Source organism: Pseudomonas sp. FSL L8-0168, assembly GCF_037976155.1.
GTDB lineage: Bacteria > Pseudomonadota > Gammaproteobacteria > Pseudomonadales > Pseudomonadaceae > Aquipseudomonas > Aquipseudomonas paracarnis.
In genome coordinates this window covers 788,364-802,494 of sequence record NZ_CP150262.1, presented here as the reverse complement: position 1 = coordinate 802,494, position 14,131 = coordinate 788,364, and the positions used below count along the sequence as shown (strand labels likewise).

General features: G+C 54.2%; 4 protein-coding genes. All 4 read right to left on the bottom strand.

What is annotated here, in order from left to right; translation table 11 throughout:
• Position 1 precedes the first annotated feature (1 nt).
• The 4 genes from MHH62_RS03290 to MHH62_RS03275 all read right to left on the bottom strand — a co-directional run bounded on the left by MHH62_RS03290 (position 2) and on the right by MHH62_RS03275 (position 14,004).
• Positions 2-3,562, bottom strand: a complete 3,561-nt coding sequence (locus tag MHH62_RS03290) for a helicase-related protein (RefSeq protein ID WP_339232453.1) — start codon at positions 3,560-3,562, stop codon at positions 2-4.
• 9 nt (positions 3,563-3,571) lie between these two features.
• Positions 3,572-6,349, bottom strand: coding sequence for a hypothetical protein (locus MHH62_RS03285; RefSeq protein ID WP_339232452.1), 2,778 nt, complete (start codon positions 6,347-6,349; stop codon positions 3,572-3,574).
• Between the two features lie 2 nt (positions 6,350-6,351).
• Positions 6,352-12,861, bottom strand: a complete 6,510-nt coding sequence (locus tag MHH62_RS03280; protein ID WP_339232451.1) for a hypothetical protein — start codon at positions 12,859-12,861, stop codon at positions 6,352-6,354.
• Positions 12,862-13,209: 348 nt separating this feature from the next.
• Positions 13,210-14,004 carry a hypothetical protein gene (locus MHH62_RS03275; protein ID WP_339232450.1) on the bottom strand — a complete coding sequence of 265 codons (795 nt, stop codon included), beginning with the start codon at positions 14,002-14,004 and terminating at the stop codon, positions 13,210-13,212.
• Positions 14,005-14,131 lie beyond the last annotated feature (127 nt).

Below are 14,131 nucleotides of genomic sequence, written 5' to 3'. Positions count from 1 at the left end.
CTCACCTGGCTATTGCCATGAATACTTGATCAGCCGCACTGTTGACTGGCTTGATCACAATCTGGTTTTCGATGTCGCGAAACGAGCGAAATGGGGCATACCCGAAGATGTCACCCAGTGCTTCGCTCAACGTCTGTTCGTTCTTGCTTCCCGGCCACCGCTCTAATTCAAAAAACGCGTTGTCGACACGGGTCATCAATGCGGTGTCAAACCCGGCTATCACTCGCGAGTCAAACGTATTGCTCAGCGCTGCCGGGATGCGCAGCGCATTGATCACGACAGTTTTGATTTCTGCTGCAGCGGCCTTTCCCATGTCGCTTCGCAGTAGCGTGACAAGGTCGGTCACCCTGTGGCCCAGGTCGCCTCCCCATCTTTGCTGCGGGGCCCAGTTGAGCAGTACTGCCGACATGACCCCGGGTAGCGTGCGGTCGATGATGTTAGGAGCGAATCTGTTGATCGGAACCGAGTCAACCAGGCGATCAAGGAACGTGTGGTAGTCGCCAAAGTTCATGAAAACACCAGACTCAAACAGCTGATGTGATGAAAGCACGCAGAGCACGATGCCCGGATGAACGCGGCCACTTCGAGCGGAGGCCTGGATGTATTCCGCCGTCGATTTTGGCCAGCCTGCGACGATCATGAAGTTTAATTCCGCGATGTCGACCCCGTGCGACACAACGCTGGTGGCAATGATGTGTCGGCAGGTGTCATCAGCATCCTTGGTTTCGACATGACGAATTGCGTCGAGGATCATGTCCAGGCGGGTTTCGCCATCCAGCAACCGAGCTTTACGCTCCAAATTGGTCTTGCTGTTGACCTCCTCCATGTACCGCATGATTTCGGTGATGCTGCGTTTGCTGTTGGCATACACCAGGTCGGTGTTCAGGTTTTTCTCGATGTAACGAAGGGCATCCTGACTCTGGCCATTGGTTATGCCGATTGCCTTGAGCAGTTGTGCATCACCGTTTGCAAGCTTGCCTCGCCAGTCATCTACCTGATCCAGGAAACGAGAACTGGCTTCCGCCACCGCTTTCATGGCAACACGGCCACGACCGATGGGGAGAATCCCTGCAAACCAGCGACGAATCAGGTGTGAGCCTGTCTCGTCATCCTTCGCTTTGCGAGCATAGAAGGACTCGCCCTGGTTGACGCCGGGGGCAGGGAAGCGAACGGCGTTGCGCAGGTACAGGTGATGGATGTGGTCTTCGAAATCCTTGATGGTGGCTGTTGCCGAGAGCACTTTGGGCGCACGCCCGCCGTGACTGATCTGCAGGGTGCTGAGCAAGGTCTCGTAATGAGCGTCAAAGTTGCCAAGGGATTCGCGAAGCAAGTGCAGCTCATCCTGAACCAGCAGCGAGAAACCTGGGTCTTTCATGGGGGAGGTGGGCACCACTCTGACCACGCTAGTGCGGGTATTGTTACCGCAGTCGAGGGCCTCCCATTTCTCGCTTCGTTGCTCGATGCGACGATGTTCACATTTGGATCTTTGAGAGAAACCGTGCTCAGGGCAGAAGTAACGCGCCCCGCCAAAGAAGTTCACAAAACGATGGTTATGGCCTATGACGGCGAGCTTATCCACTGTGCCCACAAGCACAGAAGGCAGATACCGGTAGCATTCTTCGTCTGAGACGTAGATACCAATCTCCCCCTGGATACCCTGTCCATGTTCTCCTGGATCGGCTTCGCAGTTCGACCAGCATTCGGGGTTGCTACAGACATGCTTGATCCGCGCGCGAGCCATATCGGTCTCAACGCTGATGGAGCCGGCTGTTCCGCAATAAGGGCAATCGGAGATGAACTGGTAGGACTTAAGGCGCTCGTCGCTGAAAGATGGCAGGAAGCCTTTCTGGACGTCTTCGCCATAAGTGCTGCTGACCCGGTTTGGCGTGCCTTCACCTGTGTAATAGCCAATCGTGAATGGCCATCCGCCAAGACACTCACGGTGACGCAGGATGTTGGTCTGGGCGAGCACGAAGGAAAGCCGCTGGAATTGCTGAACGGACAACATCCGCAATGGAAATCTGAGCCAGGCAGTCGTGCCGTAATCGCGTCCCTTAAGCCGACCATAGAGCAACGCCATGCTGATGATACCGAGGTACGCCTCGGTCTTGCCGCCGCCCGTGGCGAACCATAGTACGTCTGCTGTTTCCATGCTGCCTCGGAGTTCAGCCGAGGTGGCATGCCGTTCGTAGATCGAGCGTATCTGCGAGAGAATGAAACCGAGTTGGAACAAGTGCCATCCGGTAAACCTTTTCCCCTGAATCTTGATGGCGGCGCCCATTGCTTCGTTCATCCATTGGAAACATTGACGCAGGTCGTCATGTTTGCGCAGAAGCTCAACACCGTCGCGGATCCGGCTTGTTTCCTCCTGAAAGGCATTGCGGTCAGCAATAGCAACATCCTTATCTGCCATCAGCCCTGCTGATTCCAATGCACTGATACGACTTGCCCATTCGCCGAGGTAGCTCTCTTGCGTTTTCAGGAAGCTGTCGCAAACCAGGAGTGGATCGCGGGCAAGCATTTCATAGCTCGGGGCTGAGTCCATTCCGACTTCGGCAGGCGATGGAGCATCAACCCGGGGCTGAGCGTAGGTAGGCATTCCATCCGTCATGAACAGCTTATTTTCTACCTCAACGACCGCGCAGCTGATGCCGTAGCCAGGAAGGCCGTCATTATCGCGGTAGCGGTATTCTTCCGGCTGCAGACGATGGGGCACCTTATAGTTCTCGCCAGCAACGAGTTTGGTGGCCAAGCGGGCATCCAATAGGTATGGGGAGTCGACGCCAAAGACTCGGGCATGCTCGGTGGTCGTCTGGTTTTCCAGAAACACTTCTAGCAGGAGGCTACCTTGAGCGTTCGTACCGAATGCTGATGGGGTAGGGCGAAGACGTGCACGCAGGTTTATCGCATAGTTGAGGAGCGTATTTTGGTCACTGACGATCTGCTCATGAACGGTACGGTTGAGGCTCGTCTGATCGGCCAGAGCCGTGTCGCTCCAGTTGTAACCGAATTTCGCGTTGCCATTCGCATTCGTGTGACAGCGCCGCATGACCCGAGGATCGCTAACCCATCGTTGTTGTTCCGCCTTCAGCACAGCTTCGATTGCAGCTTTTCCTGAGACCCACTCGTTGGGCTTGTGGGAGTCAAGATCAAGCATGATAGATGAGAAACACACCGTGTAGCGCTTGTACGCTATGGGCAGAACTTGGCCTCTTTTTGGTGAACCGGCATCAAGCACCAGGTTTTCTTCCACGCTGCGTAAGTCAGGAATGTAGCGATGCACGACATCGAATTGACCGCTTAGCTCACATTTGATCCAACCTTCCTTATCGGGAGAGACCAAGAGCACGATGCCGATTGAGTTTGGAGGTTGCGGGCCTGTATAGGCGGGGTCGGGCGCTGCGCCCAGGCAGCCAACCAGGCTGATGCGGGTGGGTTCGATGCCGTCATACAGTTTGCCGTCTTGTGGCAGTACATCCACGTCCTTGTCACTCAGTCGCAGGCGCATCTCTTCAAGAAATGCAGCCGTCAGGCCCATTTCTTCTCGGTAGTTGAGAGCCATGGTTCGTCCTTAAGATTGTGTGGTTTCCAGATGTTTGCCGGCGTGATGGATGACGAGTACCTTATCATCTGCATCCCAGTCGAAGTGAATACGCAATGTGCGTGACGGATCGCGGGCGTTCCCCAGGCAGAAGTGCCTGTTCATGTTCGCGGGCTTACCCTTGTATTTGCGGTTGTCTGCGTACATACCCATTGTCACTGGGGACATTTTGGGTTCGAAGTCGATGCTCTCCAGCTTAAAATGCTCAAGCACGTCATGGAGTCGACCCACTTTCTCACTGTAGTGGTCGTATAACTTTGTGGCCATCAGTGACAGGCAAGCCCGGAATTTTCCATGGTCACGGTACACCGAGTCGCGCAGGGACTTGAGAGCCGGGGTGGTCATGTGGATACGCCCAGGATGTGTGTCCGCAACCCCATTGACGATGTCGATCAAGCCCTCCTCTTTTGACGAAATGACCTGCTTGGTGGCCGTCCGGATCGACTTCACCACCGATATTTCGATCATGTCGTCGAAGGCCCATCCGTCCATCGTCAACTGGCCTATCTCGACGGTGGTAGCACCTGCAGCTCTTTCCAGAATGGCTCGGCGAAGCTGGTTGCCAATCTGCTGATGAGCGATTCGTACCTGCTCGATGGCATTGGCTACGTAGAGTGCCGCTCTCTCGGGATTTTTGGCACCGGAAAGACGAGCAAACACGGTGACCGCCGCTCGGTCACGGGGGCCATATACCTTGTGACGATACCAGTTGCCCACCGTCGCATCGCACACACTCACCTTTTCCTTGCGCAACTGGGTTTGCACCTGGGCCACCGTCAGTTGTGCGGAGACGGTATCGACCATCGTTCTCCAGCGGTTGGCGGCTCTGAGGAACTGCTGCATGCCCTCTGAAAGAGCCACCATCTCGAAGAGCTTTTCTTGAGTGGCGATACGCTCGTCAGTGTGTCGGAGCAGGATGATCTGATCACCTTCAGTCAGTTCATCGGCAGGCGTTGGGTGAATTTCTTCCTCTCGAAGCACGAGCACTGGACGGGTCTTGCTCCAGGGCAGCTCTGCCTTCGCCTCTTCGAGGCAGATCCAGACAAGATCCTGAACCAAGGACTCGCCGCTCTGCACAGAGGCCATAGGTTCGACGGGCTGCTCCATCAGCAGATCGAGCCAATTATTGAACTCCATTGCCAGCGGAATAGAGACCGCACGTTCTTTTGCCGGATACAGACTGCAATCGGGGAGGGTGAACGTTTCCAGGGCCAAGGACGGCTGCAGCGTATCGATATCGTCGCATCGACGATCATTCCAGCCGAGCTGCCAGTGAGTCAGCTTGTCACCATCGATACGGCTTTGAACGCCATGCTTAGACCACCATAAATGAAGCATGCGCTCTACGAAGGGCCTCTCATATTCGTAGGCTGGGATAGTCAGACGGCGACATGGGGTAGCTAACCAGTGCTGCCGATTAGGCCATAGCATTCCTACGATGACGACTTCTTCGACTACCCCAGAGAACTGTCGATAGGCTTTCACGCCATCCATCGCGGTGATTTGAATGGTCTCGTTCCAGCCTTCGTCGAGTTCATTGTCGAACCAATGTTCTAAGGCTGCTACTTCATGGGGGCTGCCACACAGCACCAACGTATCAGTCTTGTTCGCGCATGAATCCTTAAGGTGTTTTAGCAGCCATCTAGCCTTGCCTGTGATGGACTGCATAAGCAATTGGTGCCAGTCCATTAACTGCTGAATCAGGTTGCGTGAAGCCACATCTGACTCCCCGAACAGGCAGCTTCCTTTGTCGGCAATTTGCAGCCATCGCTCCAAGCAACGAATAGGGAAAAGACCCGGGCGAGTCGCTGCCTGTAATGTAGTCTCCAAGTAGGGAAGGGGGAGGCACAACTCGTTGAGGCTGCGAAAAACCTTGCCGATGATGGCCAAGCGTTCCTTAAGCACGAAATCCTTTCGATCCAGCTCGCGTCGTAAATCGAAGAACCGATCAGCGATCAGTCCCAGCTCTGAGTTGGCCCTTCGATCCTGGATCACCGTCAGTTTGAACCGGGAGTCGGATCCTGCAGGTGAAGTCAACAAAGCTGTATCGCCAAGTCGCATCACCCATAGATGGCTACGAGTTCCGTTCGAGCGGATCCTGTCCAGAGATTCGCTGTCACCCAGCGAGAGCAACGTGATTCGAGGTACCTCAGGGAAACTCTCTGACAGTGCGCTATCCACGGCAGCGAAGTTTTCATTTCCTCCAAGCGTACCATCTATGACGAGAACGAAAGGCTTGCTTGCTTTGCTGATCGCTTCAACCAGCTCCATTACGTCCGTGGAGCCATCCACAACTAGCGTTTGGGAGGCGGATGCCTTGTTGCGCTTGAGGTCAGACGCTCGCAGTACGCGAGTACGCAAGGCCTTTACACGCGAGAGATCGTGGAAACCGTTACGGGGCCGGGAGATAAATACGATGTCCGGACACTGCTCCATGTTGCCCGGATTGAGCCAAGGCGAACGTATCCCCCCTTGCAGTGAATCCAGCCGGATCCGTTGCAGATATACCATCAGTCGGGTGATACCTTCCCCACCCATCAATGGCAGCGCAATCGCCACTGACTGACCGTATTTCAGAGCCCGTCCCGCCACCGCGAAACTTGTGCATTCGGCTACATCAGGAGCGGTCAAATTGATTGATGACCACGCTTCTGAGTTGGGGTGGAGTAGTTCACTAGCGGGAACTGCTCCCCACGCACCCTGCATCACCTGCACCCAGCCAGATTGACCTGTTGTTTGCTGGGTCATGATTAGGCCTTGGCCTCTTGAGGCGCCTTGCTGAGCAGGGCAGCCTTAATGCTTTCAGGAATGCGATAGAAATTTTTCTTAGCCACTCTGCAAGGAACGATGAGGCGCAAGCGAGTCAACCAACGAAGTGCCTGCTGTGGATCGACATCCCCATAGTCATCCATGAGCTGCAACTCAATATCTTCTTCATCGAAGCGCTCTTGCTCACACAGCGCGCTCAGCACTTGCCGCCCCCAGCTCACAGCGGTTACGCCGGTCTTTCCGAGGAACTCTTCCATGCTCTTGGGCTTGGCTTGAAGCACAGATGTGTAGGCCGCACCGAAGCCGCTCACCTTGACTACATCGGATTTCTTTTTCTTGGCAGCCAACAGCCTGTCCAAGGAGAAGTACCATCCCTGGCTATAGCTTTCCAAGGTGTTGGTCGATGTTGAAGTGTTCTCAAGGTTTAGCTTGTTCAGCAGGTGCGCCATTGCGGTCTTCTTCCAGACATCCAAGGCGATGAAGGGCTGCATGGTTTCTCGGCCTTGGGTGAGCTGAGGATTAGATTCCCACTGCCACAGGGCTCGCGGCGACATGAGGAAAATGACCCGAACGCGGTTGCGTTTGGCGTTGGTGTTCAGTCGTGCTTCGTGTGCAACGTCAAGCAGATCCAACGTCAGACTGATCGGTTGTTCACCTGTAATCTCAACGAAGAACATGATGTTCTTGCGAAGCGACTGAACACCAATGACACTCTCGACCAACAGCTTCTTGAACTCACTGGCTGAGCCGAGATCGGTGTCTCTTTTGTGAGCTGGAACGTAGCGGCCAGAGCTCTGGTTGGTGGTCAGAACAGGCTCCTCTTCCCCAATTGCCAGGAGAGACTCAAGCATCCACTGAGGATCCAGCCCCAAGGCCTCCGACCCTGTGATGATGCCGACGGAGTAGTTTGAAGAGCGCGCCTCAATGGCACCAAATGTAGGCTTTTCACGCACCTCTTCGCTGATGAGCAATTTCTCGTCTCGCAGCGTAAGCGGGGATGGGCGTGTAGCGTTAACCGGATATGCGTGCGCGGACAATGGGTCGTTCTCATTGATCGCATCTACTGCAGCCAGCAGTTTGTCTTCGATGCTCTGTTGGCCGCCCACCAAGTTCATGATGTTGGTATTGCGCAGAGCGTATTCCTTGCCGCCCTCGATGCGCCGCATGTACTGAAGTACGCCTAGGCCGCACAGCTCATCCAGAAACGCTTCAAACTGCGCATCGGTCATCGGCTCGAAGATATGCGGAGCCCACTCCTGGACAATGAGTTTCGCACGGCTGGGAGAGAAGCTGCTGGTGCTTTGCGAGATCAGGCTGTAGGCAATCAACTTGTAACGCAGGTCAAGGTTCAGCGTGATGTCAAAGCGGTCGCAGATGAGCTGTCGAATGTTCGGATCCTTTCGAATCTGCTCGATGTCTTCAGCGGTGATGGTGACCGATCCCACGCGACGGTTGTGACGTGCATTCAGGGTCTGGATCAGTTCATGGCAGACAATGTGAATCAGGCCGGGATGGCGGTTTGTTTCGACAAGAATCCTGTTCATGAGCAAGGGAGACTCGAACTCATAACCCAAATGCCCCAGTGGTTCGCGAATGAGCTGAAGCGCTTCTGCAGGGCTCATGATCGAGACCTGAATAGCACTGCCGAGCTGGTGCAGCGGGTAGTTCGGGGCGTCAGCGAACCGGCGTACGTTCTCCAGACCCGCAATTACGACCTTGAACCGGCCATTGCTGTTGTTCACCAAGCCACTGAGCTCACGGAAAATGCGGAAGCCGTTCGCAGCATCAAGTCCCAGAATCGGATCAATTTCGTCGAGACAAACCATAAGCGCATCTGGGTTGTCTTTGGAAAAATAATCCCGCAGCTCATCGACCATCCCATCAGCGTCTGAGGGGGACGAATTTTTGACCAAACCGCTCGTGACGGCAGCGTGGTGAATCATCTGCCAAACCCGATTCCGGTGTTTTTCGAGCTCATTGCCAGAAAGGTTGGCGCGATCCAGGTCTCCATCCATTTGGTACAAGAAGGCATGGTGACGAAGCTCAGGGTTGTGGAACAAACGCCGTGTTTCGTTGAGCAGCGTTGTTTTACCCAGTTGCCTGCCACCAAAGATCATGGCTGCACCGTTACGCATGGTGGTCAGCGATTTAATGTCTTTCTGGCGCCCATAGCGCATTTCCGGTGGCGCCGGCTGCATCTGGTTGCCGGTGTACGGGTTACTGAACGTCCATGGCAAGCTTAGTTGCAGGAAGGTCTTGAGCCGTTGGTGATCCGGTACGTTGAGACCAGCCAACATGGTCATCAGGACGGGATCGACATGGAGTAGCGCATGTTTCTGCTGTTTTGAAAACTTGGCCAACTCGTTGCGCTCATCGTTCGAAAGCTCTTTTGCCGATATCAACACCGTACGTTCGTGCAGGAACTGGGTCTGCTCGGTCAGCAGTGTGCGAAGCTCAGTGAGCGTCCACTCGCCGTTGGCAATCAATACGTTGAGGGCCTGCTCTTCAGATTTTTGGTTGAAGAACACGATCCCACGCCCCGTATCATGCCGTCTCACGTTCAAGGTGAGGTGGGCAATGTGGCTTCGCGAGGAGAAGGCGGTACGCTGCGAGGTCGCATTGCTAAAGAAGGGTGTCGCGGCCTCAAGACCTAAGGCATATAGAATGCGTACCAGCTCTTCGTAGGTTGCTTTGTCCAATGACTTGACGCGGCGGCGCAGGCTGATCAGATCCTCGATGGCCAGTTTGTAGTAGGCAGGCAAGGTGTCCAAAGACAAACCTTTCAAGCTTGCGCTGGAAACATGGCGGATCACTTCACGAGGATTGCGATTCTGACTCAGCATTGAATGGAGCTGTGGTTCAAGCAGGAGAAAGCGCTTGAGCAGCTCAGTACCAGATTCGGTCTCGCTTTGCAGCGCCTCGCCTTTGTCCAACGAGTGCTTGAGATGTTCAAGCATCTCCTCGGCGACGGTCGTGTCATGTGTATTGAGCGCCGAGCGGATCTGTTCCTGCCACACTGCGGGTACCCAATCCACCCCGCGATCAACCAAAGCTTGGTTAACGAGTGAATCCAGGGATGCCTCAAGCTCCTGCTTCTTGGTCGTGAACTTGGTTACGATGCTTGACTCAAGGGTGTCTAAGCTGTGGTGAATCTCGCCAATGTCATCCAGCGCCTTGAGGCTTTTGAGTTGATCCTGAAGGTGCTCAAGCTCGCCACGCAGTTGGTAATGTCGTTCATCGTCGATCAGCGAGGCGATGTTCGCGTTATCCAGCAACCCCCTTATCTGATCGCTTCGCAGGTTGCATTGGCGAACATCTTCCAAGAACGAGCGCTTGATCGCTTCGATGTTCTCCGCCATTGAGCCCTTGTGGACGTCTTCATGGTTGAGGGTCAGAAGCAGTGCATGACGGAAGTTCTTACGTTCCAGCGCTTGATCGGCAAGTTCCAGATCGCTGACGCCCTTTTCAAGCAGGCTCGTCAAAAGGGCCAATTGATGATGAGGATTGTCGTCTGGCGAGGTGGCCAGCCATTCCGAAGGCCACTGAAGCCAGCCATTGATTCGGGAGACCTCCCAAATCGTTTCTTCATGCCGCTCTGCCACTTTGTTGATGCGTTGGAGCACACTGATGGCAAGTAGCAAGCCGGCTTGCTGTTCTGGATCCTCAGTGTTCTGGAGGCGCTGCTCCAGGTGGGCGGAAGCCGCCGCAAGCATCGTGAGGAAGCGTGGGGCGAACTTACTGACTTCGCTGGTTCGTCGACCTAGTAGGCTATGGCCTTCGACCCACCGATCGGCGACGTCAACGATCTCGTCGATTGACCGTAGGAACCAGTTTTTAGCGTTGCCTTCGATCTGCGGAGCGGAGGTGCTTTCGTTCATCATCTTGTGAATTTCAGCCGTCATCAGCCGAGACTGCTCATCCTTGTCTCGATACAGATCGGCAAACGCACGCACGTCGTCTATCCGTGAAGCATCGTCTCTGGTGATACTCTTGTAGGTGAGATCAAAGTCTTCACGTGCCAAACATTCCTTCATGGCTTTGCGAGCCGGAGCCCATCCGGTCTGTTTGTTCAAAATACGGTCTTGCCACTCAACAAGACGGGCGGCGAGTTTGTCACGCGCCTCTTTGTCGTTGCTTGTGGGTTGCTCACGCAGGGTATCCACATCCAGACGAGTATTGTGGCTGGAGAAACTGACCACTTCTTCGATCAACCGGGACACCGGGCCATCGAAGTTGCCGAGGACAGAGCCGAGCAAGCGTGGCGCGTTGGTCATCATTCCGAAGAACAACGTGGGCTGAAGTGTAGCGGCGAACACCAGGTAGGGAACAACACGTCCACCTGGGCGTCGATAAATCCAGCTTTCAATGATCTCCGAGGACAGCTGATGCAGGTTCTGCTGAACCCGGGTTACGGTCGCAGAGTCACCACGCCAAACGTGCATGCCATGGTATGCCGCCTGAACCAGTGGCAGCGACAACAGATCACCCGCAAGGCCCATTCGACCTGCAATTTCCAGCGTCTTGCTGGCCAGTGGAAGCTGCCCGCGTTTCAACCAAAGCAATGCGATGTTTTCTACTGCAATCGCGGGAACGACATCCATCGTCTGCTGACAATGCTGCAGCCGCTCTAGGGTTTCCCTTGGCTTGTTGAAGAATCGAGAGACATTGACTTCATCTTCCGACGCTTCCTGCATAGTTGACTCATCAGCTACATCGTTCTCGATACTGGTGAGAGTCGGATCTGAAGCTGCGTCTTGTCTTTCAACCGGATCAACAAAATTGACGGCGGGCTCAAGCGCTATGTTGATTTCAGGCTCGGGAAGAGATGCTGGCTCTGAGGCAGCCTCGGGAGCAGCCATTTGTTGTGGCTCGTCAGCGGTCGGAGGCTCTTCATCGCCTGCGTCAGCTTCATCCGCGCCTAAACCAACCACAGAGGCCGGCGATATATCACCAACAGGGGTTTTACTTTGTGTACCAAGAGGATTGGGAAGGGGCGGAGTAGCCAGATCAGCAGATGACGTTCGTGACCAAGCCGTAAAGGCAGCCTTGGTGGAGGGGTGATAAGCGACCGGTGTCAGATCAATTTCTTGCCCGTCTGCCGAGAGTGAATCAAGCCGGTACCCGGGTGGCAGCAACAGGTCACATCCTTGCTGCTCCACCTCTTGGTGCAGCCTATTGCTCTTGACGCGAGACTCTTCTGCCTCGGTAATGCTGCTGCGCAATTCACCTTTTTCACGAAAATTGGCAACCTTGAGTTTCTCGTTGAAACCAGCCAAGTCGTTCTCGATTTGGACGCACTGCGCTTGAGCTTGCTCAAGACGGGTCTTGAGTTCTACCGATTCTACTTCACGCTCGTCGGTCAAATCAGCCAAGAAAGTTTCCGGTACCTCATCCTGCAAACGCTCGTTGAAGAACTCCAGCCAGGCCGTTTTAAAGGCCATTAGAAACTCTTCGTCATCGAAATTCTGCAGTGACAGCTCACGACCAATTTTGATCAGAACGTCGATGCACTCGCCAAGTATTTTGCGAACCGTATCATCGCTGAGTGAGTATTCCTCCTTCAGACGAGGAAGGTTTGAGGAGATCAGCGCCTCGATTTGCTCGGCATAGTGAAGGTTGCCTGAATCAGTTTTTGCCTGCTCGGCTAACTGAAACAGCTCAGCATAGAGGGCATACAGACTCAAGGGTGCGGCGGGGGGTATTGATGCAATCGGCGGCTCGACGGGTGTCGCTGTCTGACCTGGCTGCTCTACCGAGTCTATCACGCCAACCCGTCTGGCCTTCCTCTCGTCCTCCAGCATCGTGGAGTAGTACCCCATCAGCTCAGGTTGGCACGTCAAGAAAATACCCAGTAGCTCGTGGCCGAAAGGCGTGGCCATGGCATAGACGCCATCTGCCAGCGTTCGACGCTCTTCGTTGTCGAGCTCGTTCCAGCTCGCCAATCGATCGAACAGGATCCCCACCATTCCACCTAACTGATCGACGTACGTGCGACTCTTAATGAAGTCCTTTAGTCCGGTTTCCCAGTTCTTCCCGCTATCAACCCAATCAAGCCGTTTTTCGAGCATGGTGCTCAAAGTGTCTTGGTCTTCCTGAGTCAGCTCACCGAAACGCTGCACCACTGCGCCTTTGAGTTCGTGCCAGGTCGGGTCTATGTCGTTCATGACAACTCGTTCCCAGCTGCGGTATCCGTCAATTCTTTTCGACTTTTTGAGCAAGCGCTGCTGGAGGTTGAACAAGTCCTTGAGTAGGAGCTTCAGACGACCAATGGAGGTCTTTTGAAAGTCCATTACTCGAAATCCGGGTTTCACGTTCGCCTGCTCGATCCGGCGAAGAGATCTGGACATGCCGATCATCCGTTCCAACACGGAAGTATCGAGCACACCAGTTTCGGGACATAACATGGTGCGGTCTGGAAAACCGACCCCATCGGCAGAAAATTGCTCAATAAGGGATTGGTCGACTACATCGATGCAAATCAGATTTGGCATTTGATATCCATATCAGACTAGGTGGGGAAAGCTCGCCAGAGCAAACCTCTCTCCAAACGGGTAAAACATCCCATCGGAAGGAGGCATTCCACGCTGCCTGCGCGGCAGTTGAATGACGAAGCGTAGTAGCCCAAAGCTACTACACTAGGGATTTTCCGGCTAGCCAGACAGTGGGCCATTCGTCCGTGAAATTTCGAGAGCCGTGATTTATCCCTGAGTCGTTAGACACTAGAAGAGCGCCTTTCGCCGAGCTCAGCCGCCGTGACCGGCAGAGACCGGCCAAGCGGTTATTTTCAGCAGACATGAACAGCCAATGCTGGAGGGATGAACCTGAGAGCTAGAGACGATTTAATCGAGAGGTTGGCTAAACTCTCCGGTGATACGCCAAGTCGTGCTTTCGTGCTCCTCGAATGTCCCTCCCAATTCGAATGATCCTTTGGTCAGACTCGCGATGAGTTTGGCGTTCACGCCAAAATTATCCGAATAACTAATTGTCAGATCGAAGTCCTCAAGTCCGCAGTCGATTCGATCTCTGGCAATTTGCTGCCACACGGGCTCGTGAGGAAACCACACAAGATTATCGGGAATTTTTGGCGCGGCGTGCCCCTTCAACGTGGCCACAAAAAGAAGGCGTTCATCGGCCTTATTTGAGGATGAAAAGCCTGCCGAACCTTGCGCGTTTGCCTCGGGTACGCTCGCTGAAAAATCAACACCAAAGCCACGCCCCCATCCTTTTTCGTGCTCGACTCTTATTTTTTTGGCGCCTAAGGATGTAAGCAGGCGAATGGCCTCGGCGAATTTATGTTCGAAGGCTTTTCGATGAAAACTGGCGACTGGATAGTAAAGGGTCGAGGAGGAGGGGTGCCGGGCGTAAACCAGTTTTCGTCTTGGATGTCCTGGGGGGAAGGAGAATAAGGCCGATGCCTCTGTCGAAATTATGGCGATTTCGTCAGGTACAGATTGAATCCTGTTCGCTACGTTTTCCGCTGCCCGGAATGCTAAAGCGTTTGCCCAATTCCATGGATACTTCTCATTGAAGAGCATTTCTCGGGTTTCGCGTAGGCTGCGTGCTACCGAGCCTTCCCGGCCTTGCTCCCCGTCTTCAGAAACGACGATTAACTGGTGATTGAGATCCGTCTTCATACAGGAGAGCCATCCAAAAGGGGTATTGATCAACTGATGATGCATTAGCACGCTTGGCTTGCGCCAGCCATTGTGGTGCAAGTGGTGCAATGCAATCCTGGTTACCTTACTTTCTCCATCAGCATTA